At 56.5% G+C, this 20933-nt stretch carries 14 protein-coding genes and 1 pseudogene; 13 read left to right on the top strand and 2 right to left on the bottom strand.

Features of this window, described 5'->3' with window-relative positions:
* Positions 1–372: 372 nt before the first annotated feature.
* Positions 373–990, top strand: a complete 618-nt coding sequence (locus RBR60_RS03035) for a Bro-N domain-containing protein (protein WP_320354340.1) — start codon at positions 373–375, stop codon at positions 988–990.
* Positions 991–1212: 222 nt separating this feature from the next.
* On the opposite strand, the pseudogene RBR60_RS03030 reads toward RBR60_RS03035, so the two are convergent.
* Both RBR60_RS03030 and RBR60_RS03025 read right to left on the bottom strand, forming a co-directional pair.
* A pseudogene (locus RBR60_RS03030) lies at positions 1213–2394 on the bottom strand (IS3 family transposase).
* A 48-nt stretch (positions 2395–2442) separates the two neighbouring features.
* Complete coding sequence (locus RBR60_RS03025) at positions 2443–2763, bottom strand: gamma-glutamylcyclotransferase (protein WP_320354339.1); 321 nt, start codon at positions 2761–2763, stop codon at positions 2443–2445.
* Positions 2764–2999: 236 nt separating this feature from the next.
* Here RBR60_RS03025 and RBR60_RS03020 point away from each other — a divergent pair, with 236 nt between their 5' ends.
* The 12 genes from RBR60_RS03020 to RBR60_RS02965 all read left to right on the top strand — a co-directional run bounded on the left by RBR60_RS03020 (position 3000) and on the right by RBR60_RS02965 (position 20921).
* On the top strand, positions 3000–4169 hold the full coding sequence (locus RBR60_RS03020) for a Fic family protein (RefSeq protein ID WP_320354337.1): 1170 nt from the start codon (positions 3000–3002) through the stop codon (positions 4167–4169).
* A 98-nt stretch (positions 4170–4267) separates the two neighbouring features.
* On the top strand, positions 4268–4534 hold the full coding sequence (locus RBR60_RS03015) for a helix-turn-helix domain-containing protein (RefSeq protein WP_320354336.1): 267 nt from the start codon (positions 4268–4270) through the stop codon (positions 4532–4534).
* Positions 4534–6939 (top strand): EcoAI/FtnUII family type I restriction enzme subunit R, encoded by a 2406-nt coding sequence (gene hsdR, locus RBR60_RS03010; protein ID WP_320354335.1) that lies wholly within the window; start codon positions 4534–4536, stop codon positions 6937–6939. Before RBR60_RS03015 ends, hsdR begins: the two co-directional genes overlap by 1 nt.
* 26 nt (positions 6940–6965) lie before the next feature.
* Positions 6966–8432 (top strand): class I SAM-dependent DNA methyltransferase, encoded by a 1467-nt coding sequence (locus RBR60_RS03005; protein ID WP_320354334.1) that lies wholly within the window; start codon positions 6966–6968, stop codon positions 8430–8432.
* Positions 8429–9523 (top strand): PDDEXK nuclease domain-containing protein, encoded by a 1095-nt coding sequence (locus tag RBR60_RS03000; RefSeq protein ID WP_320354332.1) that lies wholly within the window; start codon positions 8429–8431, stop codon positions 9521–9523. Before RBR60_RS03005 ends, RBR60_RS03000 begins: the two co-directional genes overlap by 4 nt.
* Positions 9516–11195 carry a restriction endonuclease subunit S gene (locus tag RBR60_RS02995; RefSeq protein ID WP_320354329.1) on the top strand — a complete coding sequence of 560 codons (1680 nt, stop codon included), beginning with the start codon at positions 9516–9518 and terminating at the stop codon, positions 11193–11195. The genes RBR60_RS03000 and RBR60_RS02995 overlap by 8 nt, the downstream gene beginning before the upstream one ends.
* 9 nt (positions 11196–11204) lie before the next feature.
* Positions 11205–11846: a four helix bundle suffix domain-containing protein gene (locus tag RBR60_RS02990; RefSeq protein WP_320354327.1), complete on the top strand. Its 642-nt coding sequence runs from the start codon at positions 11205–11207 to the stop codon at positions 11844–11846.
* On the top strand, positions 11843–12859 hold the full coding sequence (locus RBR60_RS02985; RefSeq protein ID WP_320354325.1) for a Fic family protein: 1017 nt from the start codon (positions 11843–11845) through the stop codon (positions 12857–12859). Before RBR60_RS02990 ends, RBR60_RS02985 begins: the two co-directional genes overlap by 4 nt.
* A gap of 95 nt (positions 12860–12954) precedes the next feature.
* The gene (locus tag RBR60_RS02980; protein WP_320354324.1) at positions 12955–13146 is read left to right on the top strand and encodes a hypothetical protein; all 192 of its coding nucleotides are present in this window, start codon (positions 12955–12957) and stop codon (positions 13144–13146) included.
* Positions 13127–15523 carry a TOTE conflict system archaeo-eukaryotic primase domain-containing protein gene (locus RBR60_RS02975; protein ID WP_320354322.1) on the top strand — a complete coding sequence of 799 codons (2397 nt, stop codon included), beginning with the start codon at positions 13127–13129 and terminating at the stop codon, positions 15521–15523. The genes RBR60_RS02980 and RBR60_RS02975 overlap by 20 nt, the downstream gene beginning before the upstream one ends.
* 230 nt (positions 15524–15753) lie before the next feature.
* Positions 15754–17094: an exonuclease SbcCD subunit D C-terminal domain-containing protein gene (locus tag RBR60_RS02970; protein WP_320354320.1), complete on the top strand. Its 1341-nt coding sequence runs from the start codon at positions 15754–15756 to the stop codon at positions 17092–17094.
* Positions 17095–17198: 104 nt separating this feature from the next.
* On the top strand, positions 17199–20921 hold the full coding sequence (locus RBR60_RS02965; protein WP_320354318.1) for an AAA family ATPase: 3723 nt from the start codon (positions 17199–17201) through the stop codon (positions 20919–20921).
* Positions 20922–20933: the final 12 nt, after the last annotated feature.

Raw genomic sequence — 20933 nt, 5'->3', positions numbered from 1 at the left:
AGCAGGCAAGACTATATAAATGAAATCAGTATTTCAGAGGCGGGGAGCATGAGAATGCCGGAGTTTTTGATGAGGTTTTCTTTTGTCGAGAGGTATTGACACCGCCTGCAGGTATGCTACGGTTTCCGTGCTGCGGCAAAAAACCTCAGCCGGGCTTAGCACCCCGGAAACACAAAGGCGCTGAGCGCCCTCCCCATGAATGATGCAGGCGCTATTTTTGCGTCCCTGTTCACCCTTATGGCGGAGCTGTATGGGCATCCTTCGGGATGGCCGGTTTGCCTTGTGTCCGGTAGTGCTAACCCGTACAGCTCCGCCACCACTGTTTTAGCACTCAGTGTGGTGGATTATCCCTCTTATCACAAGGAGACCGCCATGACTCACCATCTGACCACCATCGATTTTTCTTTCCAGAATCACACCGTAAGAACGTTATCCGAAAACGGGGAAACTTGGTTTGTTGCAAAAGATGTTTGCGATTCTTTAGAAATTGCATGGAAAGGGTCTGATTCTTTGCAGAGCATTCCGGAAAGCTGGAGGGTACTCCGGAGTTTCCGGACTACCCTCAAAAACCAACACGGTGAATACGGAGAGCAAGAAAAGGATGTGGTTCTCATAAACGAACCCGCCCTCTACAAACTCGCCTTCCGCTCCAACAAACCCGCAGCCGAAGAGTTCACGAATTGGGTGGCATCGGAAGTGCTCCCCGCCATCCGCAAAACTGGGAGCTATACAGCAGATCCCGGCCTCCGTGTGACGGCGGCCCAGGAGGGAATCCCCCACAGATCCTGCACTGAGGAAGAGCGGATGCTTGCCTCCTACCTGGTCAGGCAAGTGAATGATATGAACCTGAAATTGGCGGCAATAGGGCAGCACCAGCAGGATCTTGTGATCTCGGCCAACAATGTCCTCAGGTCTATGAGTGTGCTGATTCCGGAAGTGCATCGGGCCAATCTTCTTGCGGGGCTGAGGCAGGCCCAGAGCGGTTTTTGATGTGCGTTTTGCGTGTGTTCAAAAAAGCCAGCCTTGTTTATTCAGAATAAAAACAAGGTATTGAAAACGACACAGATTCCCGCCGCCTCCACCACCACCATAATTAAGGCCACCTTCGGGTGGCTTTTTTTGTATCCTTTTTTTCATAAGTGCCGGGTTTTTCAGGGTTTCATGCAACCACACGCAACTGGGGTCGGTCGTCAATAGCGGACACCAAAATATTTAAGCCGCCTGCTGCTTTTTGAAAAATTGTTTCTCATAGGCTGCAGGAGAGAGATAGCCAAGCCTCTTCTGCCGTCGTTGCCGATTGTAAAAGATTTCTATGTAGGTTGTGATCTGGCGTATGGCTTCCTGCCGGGTTTCGTAATGCCGATGATGACAAGTTCGTTTTTCAGCACACCCCAAAAGTTTTCAATGGGAGCGTTGTCGTAGCAGTTCCCCCTGCGGCTCATGGATGCCCGCATTTTGAACTGGTCAAGAAGTTTTTGGTAATCTGTGGCGCAGTATTGGCCGCCACGGTCAGAATGATGGATCAGGCCAGCTGCGGGCCTCTTGGCGGTGCGGCGCGAAACAGTGACTGGGAGACCAGGCTTTTTGTCATACGCTCTCCCATTGCGTAGCCTACGACCTCTCCGGTAAAAAGATCCTTGTGACCGGCAAGGTACAACCACCCCTCAGCCGTAGGAATGTACTTGATATCCGTTATCCAGACCTGATTCGGTGCCTCCGTTACAAAGCTCTGCTCCAGAAGGTTTGCGGCAACCGGCAGCTTGTGGTTTGAATTCGTGGTTGCCTTGAATTTTTTAACCTGTTTGCAGCGAAGCCCCAGGTTCCTGCGAATCCGTTTGATCCGGTGAACCCCAATATGAACATTGTGGTCAGCAAGATCTTTCTGCAGACATTCCGGGCCGTAGGTTTCTTTCGTTTTTTTATGAGGCGCCGCGATGATTTCGAGTTCGGATCGTTTTTCTTTTTTATTCCGGAGAGAATCCGGTCGTTTCAGCCAGGCATAGTAACCACTGGCTGAAACCTCCATAACCCGGCATAGCTGAGGAATCGGATACTTCGGTCGAAACCGCCTGATTACCGCGTACCGGGCAGCGACTCCCGGGCAAAGTATGCGGCGGCTTTTTTTAAGATATCGCGCTCCTGCTTTACTTGAGCGAGCTCACGTTTGACGCGCTCAAGCTCCTCCTCCTCAACCTGAGTGAGGGGGAGCTTCTCGCCGTCAATATCGGAAAGTTTTCCGGCCTTGTAAGCCCGAACCCAATTTTCCAGGGTTGACTTGGGCAGGGAAAGCTGACGCGGTGCTTCATATGCGGTCAGACCGTCTTCGATAATCATTTTCACGGCTTCATGCCGGAATTCTTTCGAATAGCGACCGTTCGTTGGGTTTTTTGCCATTCAGACACCTCCGTTCTGGTTGGATGATAACTTTGGTGTCCGATATTTTCAACTTACCTCACCGGTCGGGCGGCCGAAACGCGGTGTATCGATCTCCTGTTGTCTGTGGGCGTCGGCCAGTGGGTCGGTGGTGCCCCGGGCCAGGATCAGCCCTTCCGGCACCTCGAGGGCCGGGAAACCGGCGTGGAGATGGTAGAGCCTGCCCCAGACCACGGCCGGTTCGATACTGTGGGCTTGGGCGCAGAAGCGTTGATGGTTCCAGTAGCCTCGTTTCAGGGTGCCATAGACGAAGAGCCGGAGGATGGTCTCGGGACTGTCTTCCGGGTTTGTGCTGACTCGGGCCGTCCCTGGCCCTCGCCCTGCGGGCACACTTTCAGTGCGTCCAAAACCGCTGTCATGCGGTTTCCTGCAACCGAAAAATCGGAGCCGTGGTTGTAACTTTTTTCCGCTTTAGCAGATGCGTTGCAGCGTCGAACGCTCGTCTGAGGAAATCGAAGTGGCCGTTCAGGAAATCCGCTTGATTTTTCCTTCCCGGTTCTTTATTTTAGGATATGCAGTTAAGATAAAATAAGGGCGAGCCTTATTTTAGGTTAGAGGCAGGCAGGATGAAGCGAGAACTCCAAGGCAGATACGTGACCATTTCGACGGTGGGTGAGAAGGCCCAGGCCTTTGTTCCTGCACCGCTGCCGCCACGTCCACCCATTGACTGGACCCCGGAGCTGCGCAGCAAATTCGACCAGGCCCTGCTGGCGCTCGGTCGGCTGGACAGCGTTTCGATCTTGCTGCCGGACACCTCGCTGTTCCTCTACATGTACGTCCGAAAGGAAGCGGTACTCTCATCCATGATCGAGGGAACCCAGTCCTCGCTGTCCGACCTGCTGCTGTTCGAACTGGATCAGGAACCCGGCGTGCCGCTGGATGACGTACGGGAGGTCAGCAACTATGTCGCCGCCCTTGACCATGGCTTGCGGCTGTTAGAAGAAGGGCTGCCACTGTCGCTGCGGCTGTTCCGTGAGATTCATGGCGTGCTGCTGACCAAGGGTCGGGGTAGCAATCAGACTCCGGGGGAATTCCGGCGCAGCCAGAACTGGATCGGCGGCACCCGGCCGGGCAATGCGGCCTTCGTTCCGCCTCCGGCCGAAGAGGTACTGGAGTGCATGAGCAAGCTGGAGCTCTTCCTCCATGACCAGCCGGAGTCGACTCCTGTGCTGCTCAAGGCGGCGCTGGCCCATGTGCAGTTCGAGACGATCCACCCATTTCTGGACGGTAACGGCCGTCTGGGGCGTCTGCTGATCACGCTGCTGCTATGCGAGCAGAAGGTGCTGCGGGAGCCGATGCTCTACCTCAGCCTCTATTTCAAGACGCATCGTCAGTATTATTACGAGCTGCTCAACAATGTGCGGATGACCGGGGACTGGGAAGAGTGGCTCGATTTCTTTGCCGAGGCTGTCATCGTCACCGCCACCCAGGCTGTGGAAACGGCCCAGCAACTTCTCGATTTATCGAACCAGGACCGTGACAAGATCAGCGGCCTGGGAAGGGCGGCGGCATCCACCCTGCAGGTCCATCGGGCGCTGATGGAGCATCCCATTGCCACTTCGGGCTCGCTGGTGGAGAAGACCGGCATCACCCCGGCGACCGTCAACAAGGCGCTCGGACACCTGGAGCAGCTCGGCATCGTCAAGGAGCTGACCGCCCAGAAACGCAACCGCCTGTTCAGCTACGCGGGTTATATCGAGATCATGAGTCGCGGCACGGAGCTGCCGGGTAGGTAGGCCAATTCGATTCCGGTTTTCGGAATCGAATCAGATTCGTTTCGGAGATTGTTCTTGGTACCTGCTATATTGAGGGCCGTAACTGTAAGGTGGGCACATTGCATTTGTTTGCCGCCGGTGAATTGGTGGCGCACCATGAATTGAGGCAAACCGATATGGCAAAGGCACCGGAAAATTTTGCGGAGACGGTCAAAGGGGTACGCCAGCAACTGGGGCTCAGCCAGGAAGAGCTGGCTCACGAGCTGGGCGTGAGCTTTTCCACGATCAACCGCTGGGAAAACAGCAAGACGGTTCCCTTCAAACTGGCGAGAAGACAATTCGAAGCGTTTTGTGGGCGGATGAAAAAACAAGGGAAGTTGGCCTGATGAATAAGAAACAACTTTCCGAGCGTGATATCTGCACCAAGTACATCACGCCAGCCCTGGAGAAGGCGGGCTGGGATGTCACGACCCAAATCCGTGAAGAGTTTCCTCTCACCAAGGGACGCATCATCGTGCGTGGCAAGCTGCATACCCGTGCCAAGCACAAGCGCGCCGATTATGTCCTGTTTTACAAGCCGAACATCCCCATTGCCATTATCGAGGCCAAAGACAACAATCACATGGTTGGCGACGGCATGCAACAGGCGTTGGGCTACGCCGAAATGCTGCAAGTGCCTTATGTATTCAGCTCCAATGGCGACGGTTTTCTGTTCCACAACAAGATCGCCGCCAGTCAACCAGGGGGCGGCATTGTCGAGCGTGAGCTTGCCCTCCACGAATTCCCCGCTGCGGAAACGCTGTGGCAATGGTGGACGCAGCACCGTGGCCTGAACGATCAGCAGAATGCACTGGTCACACAGGATTATTTCAGTGATGGCAGTGATAAAAGTCCACGCTATTACCAGCTGCTGGCCATCAACAAGACCATTGAGGCGATAGCGCGGGGCCAGAATCGCATTCTGCTGGTGATGGCTACTGGCACCGGCAAGACCTTTACCGCCTTCCAGATTATCTGGCGGCTGTGGAAGTCCAAGGCAAAGAAACGCATCCTGTTTCTTGCCGACCGCAACATCCTGGTCGACCAGACCATGACCAACGATTTTAAACCGTTCGGCTCGGCCATGACCAAAATCCAGAAGCGGCAGGCCAACAAGTCCTACGAGATTTACCTTTCCCTCTATCAGGCCGTGACCGGCAACGAGGAAGAGAAAAACATTTACAAGCAGTTCAGCCCCGACTTTTTCGACCTCATCATTATTGATGAATGCCATCGGGGCAGCGCCGCTGCCGATTCGGCCTGGCGTGAAATCCTCGAATACTTCACCTCCGCCACCCAGATTGGCCTTACCGCCACGCCCAAGGAGACCAAAGAAGTCTCCAGCATCGGCTACTTTGGTGACCCCATCTACACCTACAGCCTCCGGCAGGGCATCGACGATGGCTTCCTTGCTCCCTACAAGGTCGTGCGCATCGATCTCGACCGGGATTTGACCGGCTGGCGGCCCGACAAGGGCATGATTGACAAGCACGGCAACGAAATCGAAGACCGTATCTACAACCAGAAGGATTTCGATAAGACTCTGATCCTTGAACAGCGTACCAATTTGGTGGCCAAGAAAATTACTGAGTTCCTCAGACAGACCAACCGCTTCGACAAAGTCATCGTCTTCTGTGAAAACATCGACCATGCCGAACGCATGCGTCAGGCCCTGGTCAATGAAAACGCCGACCTGGTGGCACAGAACAGCAAATACGTCATGCGCATCACCGGTGACAACGAGGAAGGCAAGGCGGAGCTGGACAACTTCATCTTTCCGGAGAGCAAATACCCGGTTATTGCCACCACCTCCAAGCTGATGACTACCGGTGTGGATGCGCAGACCTGCAAAATCATCGTGCTCGACCAGCGCATTCAGTCCATGACCGAGTTCAAACAGACCATCGGGCGCGGCACCCGCATCAACGAAGATTATGACAAATACTACTTCACCATCATCGACTTCAAGAAGGCCACCGAGCTGTTTGCCGACCCTGATTTCGACGGTGATCCGGTGCAGATCTACGAACCCAGCGGGGATCAGTCACCGGTGCCGCCGGATGTTCCCCCAGATACTCCAGAAGATCCCGAAGTTGGCGGTGGTGTCACTTACCCGGGACTCGGAGAGGACCAGGAATGGAGCGGCGTCGCCGAACCCGGCCCAGCTGAGGAAGGCGGCATTCGCCGTTACGTTGTGGCCAATGTCGAGGTCAAGGTCGCTGCCGCCCGCGTCCAGTATTTCGACGCGGGCGGCAAACTGATCACCGAATCCCTCAAGGACTACACCCGCAAGGCCCTGGCCAGGGAATACGCCACCCTTGACGATTTCCTCCGCCGCTGGAGCAGCACCGAGAAGAAGCAGGCCATCATCGACGAACTGTCGGAACAGGGCGTGTTCTTCGATGCCCTTGCCGATGAGATCGGGCGGCAATCCGGCAAAGCCTTCGACCCCTTCGATCTGGTCTGCCATGTCGCCTGGGATATGCCGCCCCTCACCCGAAAGGAGCGGGCGGAACAGGTGAAGAAGCGCAACTACTTCACCCGCTACGGAGAGCAGGCCCGCCGTGTGCTGGAGGCCCTGCTCGACAAGTACGCCGATGAAGGTGTGGCTCACATCGAAGAGACGCGGATTCTTACCATTGCCCCCTTTACCGAATTCGGCACCCCGCTGGAAATCATCCGCGCCTTTGGCGGGCTGGATCAGTATCAGCTGGCTGTCAATGAACTGGAACAGGCCCTCTATAGCGCCTGACAAAAAGAACTGGAGATAAAACCGCTATGTCACTCACCACCCTGGTCAAAGCCATTCAGGACATCATGCGCAAGGATGTCGGCATCGATGGCGACGCCCAGCGAATCAGCCAGATGGTCTGGCTGATTTTCCTGAAGATCTTCGACGACAAGGAGCAGGAGTGGCAGCTCACCGTGCCCGGCTACAAATCGCCGTTGCCCAGCCGCTTCCGCTGGTCCAGCTGGGCCAAGAACCCCGAAGGGATGACCGGTGAGGAACTGATCGACTTCGTCAACAATGACCTCTTCCCGGCGCTCAAGAAAATGGCCACCGCCGCTGGTGTTTCGCCCCATGGCAAGGTGGTCGGCTCGGTCTTCGAGGATGCCTACAACTACATGAAGTCTGGCACTCTGCTGCGCCAGGTGATCAACACCATCGAAGAGGATGTGGACTTCAACAAATCCGGTGACCGTCACCTGTTCAACGATATCTACGAGAAGATCCTCTCCGACCTGCAATCCGCCGGGAACGCCGGTGAATACTACACCCCCCGCGCCGTCACCCGGTTCATGGTCGATATGCTCGACCCGAAGCTCGGGCAAACCATTCTCGACCCCGCCTGCGGCACCGGCGGCTTCCTCACCTGTGCCATCGAGCACCTGAACCAGCAGGTCAAAACCGCCGACGACCGAAAGCGCCTGCAGGAGACCATCCACGGCGTGGAGAAGAAACCCCTGCCGCACATGCTGGCCATGACCAACATGATGCTGCACGGCATCGACGTGCCCACCAACGTCCGCCACGACAACACCCTGAGTCGCCCGCTCAAGGATTACGGCCCCCGTGACCGGGTGGACCTGATCATCACCAATCCGCCCTTCGGCGGCATGGAAGAGGACGGCATCGAGAACAACTTTCCGCGCAAGTACCAGACCCGCGAAACCGCCGACCTCTTCATGGCGCTGATCATGCACCTCTTGAAACACGATACCGGCAAGGCGGCCGTGGTGCTGCCCGACGGTTTTCTGTTTGGCGAGGGCACCAAAACCAACCTCAAGCGCGAACTGCTGGAGGAGTTCAACCTTCACACCATCGTGCGTCTGCCCAAAGGCGTGTTCAGCCCCTACACCAGCATCGCCACCAACATCCTCTTTTTCGAGAAAGGCGGGCCGACCCAAGAGGTCTGGTTCTTCGAACACCCGTATCCGGAAGGCTACAAGTCCTACTCCCGCTCCAAGCCCCTGACCATCGCCGAGTTCGATCTCGAAAAGGCCTGGTGGGGCGGGGCCGAGCGCAAGGGGCGCAAGACCACCGAGCAGGCCTGGAAGGTTTCGGCCAAGGAGCTGGCCGAACGCAACTACAATCTGGACTGCAAAAACCCCCACGAGGTGGAGGTCAGCCACCGCGATCCCGAAGAGCTGATGGCTGAATACCAGCAGATCGTCCACCAGCTCGAAGCGGCGCAGGCCGCCTTAAAAGCCGAATTGGTGGCCTGTCTGGGGGGGAAGGCATGAGCGAGGAGCATCGACACTCAAGAGGACGAAATAAGCCGCAGGCCTCTTTTCCGGTAGCCGGAAAAAAACTGGATTTGCCGGTGGACTACCAGTCCACCCTGACAAACCTCAAAGAACGTATTGCGACCGAGCGGCTGCGTGTAACACTTTCTGCCAATGCCGCGATGGTTTTACTTTACTGGGATATGGGACAAACCATCCTGACCCGGCAGGATCAACAGGGCTGGGGTGCCAAAATCATTGACCGGCTTTCTGAAGACCTCAAGGAAGCGTTCCCCGAAATGAATGGCTTCTCCCCGAGAAACTTGAAATATATGCGCAAGTTTGCCGAGCAATGGCCCGACCGTGAAATAGTGCAGCGCACCGCTGCACAAATTCCATGGCGCAGTAATCAGCTCTTGTTGGACAAATTGGACCATCAGGAAACCCGGTGCTGGTATGCACAGAAGACCGCAGAAAACGGCTGGAGCCGTGATATTCTCGCCTTGCAGATCGAAAGCCGGCTTCATGAGCGACAGGGTAAAGCGCCCAATAATTTTGCCCTCACCATGCCGCCGAAAGATTCAGACATGGCTGCACAGGTCTTCAAAGACCCCTACCTTTTCGACTTCCTTGGTACTGCGGACACCCGAAAAGAACGCGAAGTCGAGCAGGCGCTGATCGATCATGTCCAGAAATTCCTGTTGGAACTTGGGGCCGGATTCGCCTTTGTTGGCCGACAGGTTCTGCTGGAGGTTGGAGATCGGGATTTCCGGCTGGATCTGCTCTTCTACCACCTGAAGCTGCGTTGTTATGTGGTGATCGAACTCAAAGCCGTCCCCTTTGATCCTGGCTTTACCGGAACCCTCAACCTCTATCTGTCCGCCGTCGATGATCTCCTCCGCCATCCCGACGATAAACCGACCATCGGCCTGCTGCTCTGCAAAAGCAAAGACGATCTGGTCGTCGAATATGCCCTTGATGGCTACCGCCGCCCCATGGGCGTTGCGCAGTGGGAAAGCCAGCTCACCCGAAGCTTGCCGGATGACCTCAAAGGCTCCCTGCCCACCATCGAGGAGATTGAAAAGGAACTGGAGGGCGACCATGAATAAGCAAACCGCCCAACTGCTGGAACAGCACTTCGACACCGCCTTTGCTGCGCCCGACGGCATTGCCAAACTGCGCGAGTTGATCCTGACTCTTGCCATGCAGGGCCATCTGGTGGAGCAGGACCCGAATGATCCGCCCGCCAGCGAGCTACTCAAAGAGATCGAAGCCGAAAAACAGCGGCTGGTGAAGGCGGGGAAGATCAAACAGCCCAAGCCGTTGCCGCCCATAAAGCCAGAGGACGTGCCCTACGATCTTCCGAAGGGGTGGGGGTGGGTGAGGTTGGGTGAAATAGGCCAAACTCAAACTGGCACAACACCCAAAAGCGGCGATAATTCAAGCTATGGAACAGATATTCCATTCATCAAACCAGCTGATATAAGAGCTGACTCTGTTGATTACAGTAATGAGGGTTTGTCAATTTCTGGCGTGGAGAAATATGGTAGATTGGCTCCAGCAGGCTCATCGCTGATGGTATGTATTGGCACTATTGGAAAGACGAACATCATTAACCGTGATTGTTCGTTTAATCAGCAGATCAACGCGGTTACCCCATACAAACCGCTTTTTCCTTCTTGCATTCAGCAATTTATCAGGTCTTCGTTTTTCCAAGCTGAGTGCTGGAAACAATCAAGCAGCACAACAATCGCAATCCTCAATAAGGGCAAATGGGAATCTATTCCGGTAGCGCTCCCCCCCCTCCCGGAACAACACCGCATCGTCGCCCGCATCGACCAGTTAATGGCCTGTTGTGATGCGCTGGAAAAGTTGCGCAAGGAGCGGGAGGAGAAGCGGCTGGCCGTCCACGCCGCCGCCATCAAACAGCTGCTTGACGCGCCGGACGGCTCGGCCTGGGATTTTATCCAGAAACACTTCGGCGAACTCTACACGGTCAAAGAAAACGTCGCTGAACTGCGCAAGGCCATCCTCCAGCTCGCCATCATGGGCCGTCTCGTCCCCCAAGACCCCAACGACCAACCCGCTAGCGAACTGCTGAAAGAGATCGAAGCCGAAAAACAGCGGCTGGTGAAGGCAGGCAAAATCAAAAAGCCCAAGCTCCTGCCGCCCATCAAACCGGAGGAAGTGCCATATGAATTGCCGCAGGGGTGGGAGTGGGTGAGGTTGGGAGAAATTGTATCTTTGCTTGGAGATGGGATTCACGGCACACCAACCTATGATGAAACAGGTGAGTACTTTTTCATCAACGGGAATAACCTTTCGGACGGTGTAATCGAAATAAAGGAAAACACCAAAAGAGTCTCAATAACTGAATATGAAAAACGCAAGAAGGAATTAACAGATAGAACTGTCTTAGTGTCGATCAATGGAACTATTGGTAATGTGGCTTTCTATGGTGGAGAGCCGGTAATGCTCGGGAAGAGTGCCTGTTATTTAAACTTGTTCACGCAGATAGAAAAGCACTACATAAAGAAGTTAATAAACAGTAGCTATTTTCTGGAATACGCCTTCAAATCAGCGACAGGCTCGACGATAAAAAATGTCTCTCTCAAAGCCATGAGAGAATTTTGTATCCCTCTCCCCCCACTCCCCGAACAACACCGCATCGTTGCCCGCATCGACCAGTTGATGGCCCTGTGCGACATCCTCGACCAGCAGATCGACGCCGCCACCGGAAAACAAACTGAACTTCTCAACGCCGTGATGGCTCAGGTATAGGGAGATGCCATGTCCGAGCTGATTCCCAAACACGGCGGCTACCGCAAACTAAAGAGCTTTCAGGTGGCACAACTCTGTTATGACATCACGGTGCGGTTCTGCGACAAATACATTGACCGGCGTAGCCGCACCCACGACCAGATGGTGCAGGCGGCGCGGAGCGGAGTGCAGAACATCGCCGAAGGTTCGCAGGCTTCGGCGACCTCGAAGAAGATGGAGCTCAAGCTGACCCAGGTGGCGTGGGCCAGCCTGGAAGAGCTGAAACTCGACTTTGAGGATTTTCTGCGCCAACGAGGGCTGACGACGCTTGAAGCAAGCCACCCCGCCTTGGTGCGCTTCAAACAGCAGAAGCCGCAAACAGTGGAAGATTTCGCGGCTTGGGTGGAAGAGGAGCGGAAAAGAAGCACAGACAAACAAGGACAGACACGGACTGGCAAGGACAACGATTCGTCCGTGCTGGTCGGTGAACGTCCGTGTCCGTCCATGACATCAGCCTGTCTGGCGGCCAACGGCGCTCTTTCGCTTCTGAACCTTGCCTGCTATCTCCTCGACCGGCAGGTGAAACGTCTGGCGCAGGATTTCGAAAACGAAGGCGGTTTCACCGAGCGCCTTTACAAGGTGCGCACCGCCAAGCGGAGGAGCCAGCCATGAGCAAACCCTCCACCTACCAGCCACCCTACACCATCACCGCCGATATCCTTAACCGGGTCGCCGCGATCAGTGAGGCCATCGGGCGGCTGACCGTGCTCACCGATCAGGCGAGAGCCTTGCGGCTGCGGCGCATCAACCGCATCCGCACCATTCGCGGTTCGCTGGCCATCGAAGGCAATACCCTGAGCGAGGCGCAGATTACCGCAATTCTGGAGGGCAAACGGGTGATCGCTCCGCCCCGCGAGGTGCAGGAGGTGAAAAACGCCCTGGCCGCCTATGACCGCTTCGACACCTGGAAACCCTCATCGGAAAAGGATCTTCTGGAAGCGCACCGGATTCTGATGTCCGGTCTGATCGACGAGGCAGGGCTGTATCGGCATGGCGGCGTGGGGGTGATGGCAGGCCAGCAGGTGATTCACATGGCCCCGCCCGCAGACCGGGTGCCTCATCTGATGAGTGACCTGTTCGGCTGGCTGGCCACCACCGACGCCCATCCGCTTATCGCCAGTTCGGTCTTTCACTACGAGTTCGAATTCATCCACCCCTTAGCCGACGGCAACGGACGCATGGGGCGGCTGTGGCAAAGCCTGATCCTGGCCCGCTGGAATCCCCTGTTCGCCGACATCCCGGTGGAAAGCCTGATCTTCGAGCACCAGGCCGAGTATTACCAGGCTATTCAGGAAAGCACCCAAAAGACCGACTCTGCCCCGTTCATCGCCTTTATGCTGCGGATGATTTTGGATACGGTGACCAGCTCGACCCCGGAAGTGGCACCGGAAGTCACCCCGGAAGTGCGACTGCTCTCCGTTCTTGCCGGAGAGATGACCCGCCAACAACTCAAAAAGGCGCTCGGGCTGAAAGACGATGAACATTTCCGCAAGGCCTATCTGCTCCCCGCCTTGGAGGCCGGGTTGATTGAAATGACCATCCCCGACAAGCCGCGCAGCAGCAAACAGAAATACCGGCTGACAGAAAAGGGGCGTCAGGTGGTGGCCCGGCACGGCGGCGGATAACTTGCGACAGGACTTGTGACATTGAGCTGTGACAAAACTATGACAAGGGCTGTGACATCTTGTTGGGCCAGATTCAGGCGACAGAAAGGCATCCTATGAAGCAGATGAAACCGTTTGCCGGAAAATGGCGCATTGTCGAGATGGAGGTCTGGGATCAGGATTACGTCGACATGGAGGTGCCGGGATACATCCGCATCGGCTCGGATGGCACCGGACAGTTTCAGTTCGGCCTGGTCTCCGGGGACATCGATGGCCGGGTGGAGCAATATGGCTTTGCCGAAGAGTGACAGGAGCCTGAATGAACGAGATGAACTGTGTCAGCTGCGCGAGGAGAACGCCCGCCTCAAGGAACTGCTGACCCGGCACGGTATTGCCTGGGAAGAACCGCCCATTCCTGAACCCGTCCCCGCCCCAACCGAATCCGCACCAGCCCCGGTCCATTTCACCCCCGCCAGCAAGATCGCTTTGTTCCGCCGTTTGTTTCGGGGGCGGGAGGATGTCTATCCCCAGCGCTGGGAGTCGGCCAAGGGCACATCTGGTTATTCACCGGCCTGCGGTAATGAGTGGAGGCCGGGTATCTGCCATAAACCTCGCGTAAAGTGCGGTGACTGCAACCAGCGCCAGTTGCTGCCCGTCACCGATCAGGTGATTTACGATCATTTGGTCGGAAAACAGACCATCGGCGTCTATCCGCTCCTGAACGACGACAGCTGCTGCTTTCTCGCGGCTGATTTCGATGAGGCAAACTGGTGGGAGGATGCCAAAGCCTTTATGCAATCCTGCCTGGAATTCGGCGTTCCAGCGACACTTGAGATATCCCGTTCCGGCAATGGAGCACATATATGGATTTTCTTTGCCGAACCGGTTCCGGCCCGTGAGGCTCGGCAGCTCGGAGTCGCAATGATCAGCCACACATGCGACCGTACCCGGCAATTGTCCCTGGCCAGCTACGATCGACTGTTTCCCAATCAGGACACCATGCCCAAGGGCGGCTTCGGCAACCTGATCGCGCTGCCCCTGCAGAAACAGCCGAGGGAATCAGGGCGTAGCGTCTTCGTCGATGAATACCTGCAACCTTATCCCGATCAATGGGCTTTTCTGGCATCCATACGTCCCATGTCCCGGCGGGACCTGGAAGAAGCTATTCTGCGGGCCAGCGGCGGTCGCCATCCCCTGGATGTGGCCTTTGCCGCCGAGGAAGAAGACAGCAAGCCCTGGCAGCGACCATCACCCGTACCCGCCAGGATTGTCGGCCCACTGCCGGAATCACTGCCCCTGGTGCTGGCCAACCAGATTTTCATCGCCAAAGCCGATCTGCCGCAGCCGCTGGCTAACCGCCTGATCCGCCTCGGCGCCTTCCAGAATCCTGAGTTTTACAAGGCCCAGGCCATGCGCCTGCCGGTATGGAACAAGCCGCGCGTCATCGGCTGCGCCGAGAATTTTCCCCAGCATATCGGTCTGCCACGTGGCTGCCTCGATGCGGTACTCGACCTGCTACAGGAGAACGACATCCGCCCGGAGCTGCAGGACGAACGCCTGGCCGGACGGAAAGTGACGGCCAAATTCACCGGTACCTTGCGCGAGGACCAGAAAATAGCGGTGCGAGAGATGCTCAAGCACGAGGTCGGCGTGCTCTGCGCTCCGACGGCCTTTGGAAAGACCGTCACCGCCGCAGCTTTGATCGCCCGGCGCAAGGCCAGCACCCTGGTGCTGGTCCATCGTACCGAACTGCTGCGCCAGTGGCAGGAGCGGTTGACTGGATTTCTTGAGTTCCCGGAAGGAAGCTTGGGTGTCATTGGCGGCGGCAAGAAGAAACCGTCCGGCAAGATCGACATCGCGGTCATGCAGTCTCTTTCCCGTCGGGAGGATCTTGGCGAACTGCTCGACCAGTACGGGCAGATCATCATCGACGAATGTCACCACCTGTCGGCCTTTTCCTTCGAGGCAATCCTCAAACAGGCCAAGGCGAAATTCGTGGTGGGCCTGACCGCCACCCCGATACGCCGCGACGGTCATCAGCCGATCATCTTCATGCAGTGCGGGCCGATCCGCCACAACGCCGCCAGACCGGAAACCGCCCCGGTGCAACTGGAGGTCTGGTCGAAGATGATACCTGCGCCGGAGATCCCACCGGATTCATCGATTCAGGATGTGTTCCGCATCCTTGCCAATGATGCGGTGCGTAACCGGCGTATATCCGGGGATGTGCTTGCCGCTTACCTCGAAGGTCGAAAAATACTTGTGCTTACGGAGCGGACAGATCATCTGAGCTTACTGAGGGAGGCGCTGGGGGATGGGGTTGAGCACTGTTTTGTCCTTCATGGCCGTTTGTCGAAGAAGCAACGAAGAACGGTATTTGCCGAGTTGGAGGCATTGGATGCGTCAGCCCCGAGAGTTTTGCTTGCCACCGGCCGCCTGATTGGCGAAGGTTTTGACCATCCACCGCTCGATACCCTCGTATTGACCATGCCGATCTCCTGGAAAGGTACCTTGCAGCAATACGCGGGACGTCTGCACCGTGGACATGTCGACAAGAAGGATGTGCGCGTTTATGACTATGCCGAAACCGATCATCTCCAGCTTGCCCGTATGTGGAGAAAGCGCCGGAGCGGCTACCGGGCTATGGGATACAGGATACGGGATAAAACCGATGGAGACCCTTAAGATACTGACCAGCCCATTTCCTGTGTTCGGAAAAGAAAAAGGGTACTGTTGTTGCTTCCTTTAAAATTTTGGATAAAAGGTGGATAAAAAGCAGGTTGTCAGCCATGATGCCTTTCCTGACATGCTGCCTGAAGCTACTGTTCCTGCGGGCAGAGAGGGCATGAAATGTTTCGAAATGATGAAATTCCGGGCCCTTTCGGTCTGGTTGTTTTTATGTGAAAGGTGACTCCATGAAAATCCTCCACACCTCGGACTGGCACCTTGGCCGTACCCTTTACGGTCAGCAGCGTTATGAAGAATTCGGGGCCTTTCTTTCCTGGCTTGGCGATTTCATTGAAAAGGAGGGGGTGGATGTTCTCCTCATTGCAGGAGATGTTTTTGACACCACCACACCCGGTGTCCGCGCCCAGGAGCTTTACTATGGTTTTCTGAGCCGTCTGGCTTCAGGCCCCTGCCACCATGTGGTGATCACGGGCGGCAACCACGATTCTCCGTCCTTTCTCAATGCTCCGGGGCCCCTCCTTGCCGCCCTGAATGTTCATGTGGTGGGGGCGGTTTCCGGAAATCCGGAAGAAGAGGTGCTGCTCTTGGAGTTTCCCTCAGGGATCGGTTTTGCACCGGAGCCGCCTGTACGTAAAGAAAGGCTTCTCGTCTGCGCCGTTCCCTTTCTCAGGGACCGGGATGTCCGCATTTCCGAGGCCGGGGAAAGCAGCGAGGACAAGCAGGCCCGTCTGGTTGCGGGTATCCGCAGCCATTATGCTCTGGTCTGCGGTCTGGCGGAGGAAAAGCGTAAGGCCCTGATGGCGGAAGGCAGTGCCTCCTGTTTTCCCAGGATTCCTCTTCTGGTCATGGGCCATCTCTTTGCGGCAGGAGGCAGCATTGTGGAGGGGGATGGGGTCCGGGATCTTTATGTGGGAAGCCTTGCCCATGTGCCTGCGGCGGTTTTTCCGGATTTTGCGGACTATGTGGCCCTCGGCCATCTGCACGGGGCCCAGAAGGTTTCCGGCGCAGAGCATATCCGTTACAGTGGCGCTCCCCTTGCCATGGGCTTCGGAGAGGCGGGCAGGGTCAAAAGTCTCTGCCTTATTACCTTTGAGCTGTCTGAAGAAGAAGCCCCCAGGCCCGGTATTTCCCTTGTGCCTGTACCGGTTTTTCAGGAGCTTGTGCGCCTTGAGGGGGACTGGGAGACCCTTTTGCAGGGCATTGCGTCCCTTGCGGAAAGGGATGCTTCCGCCTGGCTGGAGCTGATTTATACGGGCGAAGCGGTGAAGGGGGATCTGCGGGAATCCCTGGAAAGGGCGGTGGCGGATACAGGGCTGAAACTTCTCTGCATCAAAAACAGGCAGATCCGGGCCGGAATCTGTACCCCGGCTGAAGCCGGAGAAAGCCTTTCCGATCTGGGCGTGGAGGAGGTCTTTGACCGCTGCCTTGCGGCCCATGCTGTACCGGAATTTCAGCAGGAAGCGCTGCGGCAGTTGTATAAAGAGGTGCTTTTGGGGCTGGAAGTGGAACAAAATGCGCATGCAAGAGCGGATGCGGAGCCGGGCCTGCGAGGGCTTGGCAGGGACTGAACGGAGCATGGCAGGCAGCTGTCTGTACTGCGGTTTTTTTATGGGGATTTGGCCTCAATAAAAGCGGGACAGACTTCAACATCATAGGGTGGGCACATCAGGGCATGAAAATCCTTCAGATATCCTTCAGAAATCTCAATTCCCTCACCGGCGACTGGCACATCGACTTTACCCACAAGGCCTTTGTTTCCGATGGAATTTTTGCCATCACCGGGCCTACGGGTGCGGGTAAAAGCACCATCCTGGATGCCATCTGTCTTGCCCTTTATGGCCGCACTCCCCGCCTTGAGCGGGTGAACAAGGCGGGCAATGAGATCATGAGCCGCAAGACCGGAGACTGTGCTGCGGAAGTGACCTTTGAAACCGAAGCCGGATGCTTCCGCTGCCATTTCAGCCAGCGTCGGGCCCATAAAAAACCCGATGGGGCGCTTCAGGATCCTGTGCATGAGATTGTGGATGTCCACGCTCCGGCGGGTATTGAAAACCGTAAAAAGGATGTGGCGCGCCGGGTGGAGGAGGTCACGGGCATGGATTTTGACCGTTTCACCCGCTCCATGCTCCTTGCCCAGGGCGGTTTTGCCGCCTTTCTGGAGGCAAAGCCCGATGAAAGGGCTCCCATTCTGGAACAGATTACGGGAACGGCCATCTACAGTGCCATCTCCCTGGGCGTGCATGGCCGTTTTTCTGAAGAAAAAAAGAAGCTGGAAAGCCTTGCCTCAGGGCTTAAGCACATACAGCTTCTCAGTGAGGAAGCTTTGCTTGCGGAAAAGACCCTTCTTGGGGAAAAAAGCCTGAGGGAGGCTTTGCTGAAGGGAGCCTGGGAGGAAACGTCCGCTTTTCTTGCCTGGCGGCGGAAAATTGCGGGGCTTGAGGTTGAGCTTCTTCGTATGGGGACGGAAAAGGAGGCCCTGCTTCAGCGGCAGCAGGCTTTTCTGCCTGAGGCGGAAAGGCTTGAAAGGGCGCAGCGGGCCCTGGAGCTTGGGGCGGACTACGCGGGTCTTCTCTCCCTGAGAAGGGAGGATCAGAGGGATGCGGAGATTCTGGCCCAGTGTCAGGAAAAATTGCCCGGCCATGAAAGGGCCTTGGGGGAAGCGGTTCAGGCTCTGGATGCAGGGCTTTTTTTTCTGGAAAAAAAGAAGGAAGAGAGCCGGGAGCAGCAGCATCTTCTGCGGGAAGTACGGGCCCTTGATCTGAGGCTTCAGGAAAAAGAGGCCCCCATCCGTTCGGCTTCAGAGGTCCTTGATGCAGAGGAAAGCGCTTTGAGGCAGGTGCAGGCCGACCATAAAAAGGATGAAAGGCTCCTTTCTGAGGCCGAAGGGGAGCTTTTGGATCTGGGAGCCTTCCTGACCCGGCAGGCGGCGGATGCCGCTCTGGTGACGGAGCTGACCGGGCTTTCCGCCCGGATGGAGGATGTGCGGCGTCTTCATGGTGAAAGGGAAAATCTTGTTCAGGCCGGAATCCGGGCTGAGGAGGAAGTGGGGCAGGCGGAAAAGAAGCTTAAAGACAGCAGGCGTTTCCTTGAAAAGGCCCTGGCTCAGGAAAAAGCCCTGGAAGGGAGCCTTGGGGAAAAAAGGGCTTTCTACCGCATTCATCTTCTGGAAAGGGAGCTTTCGGACTGGCAGAAGGATTTCTGGCGCTTAAAGGAGGAAAGGGGGCTTCTCCAGGGCCTTGAAAAACACCTTGCAGGCCTCCGGTCTGAAGCCGAAAATCTCCTTGCCATGGAAAAACGAAAATCTGATCTTGGGGCGGAGAAGGAAAAGCTTGCCGGGCTTCTTGATGGGGAGAAGGCGAAGAAGGCAGGCCTTGAACGGGAGGCGGAGCTTCTCGACATTCAGCTTGGCCTTCTGCGAAGAATTAGGGATTTTGAGGAGGCGAGGGGCCAGCTGAAGGATGGTGAAGCCTGTCCCCTGTGCGGGGCAACGGATCATCCCTTTGCCCAGGGCAATATTCCCAAACCCGATGCCACAGCCGAAGCCCTGAAGGAGGTGAGACGGCATCTCAAGGCAGCGGAGGGAAGACTTTCCCGCCTTGGGGTGCAGGAGGCGGAACTGCGCAAGGATCTGGAGCAGCTGGACATTTTGAGCAGGGAGGCCCTGGCCCGGAAAAAGGGCGGGGAAGAGGCCATTCGCAGCATTCAGGAGACTTTGGGCTGGGAGCTTTCCTTTGATGCTCTAAAACTTGATGCCCTGGAAAAGGCCCTGCCCGGTTTCTGTGCAGAGAAGGAGGCGCTTTTTCTGGATGCCGGAAAACGGGTGGAGACGGGTGAGGCCCTGGAAAAGGAAATCCGCAGGCTTTCCGAGGATCTTGAGAAAAAAAAGGCCCTTACCCGTGACGGAGAAAATACCCTTAAGGATGCCCTTCACCGGGAGGAGAAGGCCCTTTTGACGCGCACCCGCCTGCAAGAGGAACAGGCCCTGCTTGAAACCCGCCATGCTGCGGCTCTGAGGGGACTGGAAGAGGCCCTTGAAGGCTATGGAATGGGAAAGGTGGCCGTCTCCCGTCTGGAAACCTTTGAAAGGGAGCTTGTTGCGCGGAAAAAGGCCTGGTGTGAAGCAAGCCAGAAAAAGGAGGGCCTTGGCAGCCACATCCATACCCTGAAGATCCGTTTAAGCCATCTTGAAGGAGAGATGGCAAGGCTTGGCAAGGGGATTGGTGAAAAAAAGGAGGCCCTTTCCCGTCTTCTGGAGGAAAGGGAGGCTCTGGCCAGCAGGCGCAGACAGCTTTTTGAGGGAAAAAATCCGGACAGGGAAGAAGCCCGGATGGCGGCCGCCCAGCAGGAAGCGGAAAAGGCCGTGGAAGGGCTTCGCAGCAGGGTGGAGCAGGCAAAAGAGCAGAGGAACAGGCTCATGCAGCAGATGGAAGGCCTTCGTTCTGCCCGAACCCTTCGGCAGGAGCCTCTCTCTGGGGCAGAAAGGGAGTTCATCGCAAAATACCTTCTCCTTGGTTTTTGCGATGAAGAAAGCTACCGCAGGGCAGCCCTTGGGGAAGAGGAGCGGAATGCCCTTCGCATCCGGGCGGAGGGTCTGAAACGGGAGGAGGCGGAGCTTCTGGCAAGGGAGGCGGAAAAAAGGCTTTTTTTGGAAAGGGAGCGGGAAAAAGCCCTCACAGGGGAGCCGGAGGAGGTTCTTCTTGAGGGGCTTGGCCGTCTGGAGGAGGAAAGGGCAAGGGTGCAGCAGGAGATGGGGGCCATCCGTCAGAAGCTTTCTGACAATGACAGCCTGAAGGAGAAATTTGCCGCAGAAAAGGCGGCGGCGGAAGCCCAGGAGGCCATCTGTGGCCAGTGGAGCCATCTGCATAGCCTGATCGGGTCTTCGGATGGGAAAAAATACCGCAATTTTGCCCAGGGGCTGACCTTTGAGGTCATGGTGCAGTACGCCAACCAGGAGCTTTCCAAAATGACGGATCGCTACCTTCTGATCCGGGACAGCCGTATGCCCCTGGAGCTGAACGTGGTGGACAGCTATCAGGCCGGGGAAATCCGCTCCACCCGCAACCTTTCCGGCGGGGAGCGCTTCATCGTGAGTCTGGCCCTGGCTCTGGGCCTTTCCCGCATGGCGGGTAGCCGGGTGCGGGTGGATTCTCTGTTTCTGGACGAGGGTTTCGGCACCCTCGATGCCGAAGCCCTGGACACGGCTCTCGAAACCCTTGCAGGCCTGCACCGGGATGGCAAGCTCATCGGCATCATTTCCCATGTGCCCATGATCCGGGAGCGCATGGGAACCCGTATTCAGGTGATTCCCAGAATTGGCGGGAGAAGCGAGATTCGGGGGCCGGGATGTGTGCGCGGGATGAACCAGGATACGGATACCTTGATCAGAGCTTCATAAGGTAGCGGACCG

This window comes from Desulfobotulus sp., assembly GCF_034006065.1.
Classification (GTDB): Bacteria; Desulfobacterota; Desulfobacteria; order Desulfobacterales; family ASO4-4; genus Desulfobotulus.
The sequence above is the reverse complement of the archived record's forward strand: the minus strand, read 5'-3'. Positions and strand labels throughout refer to the sequence as shown.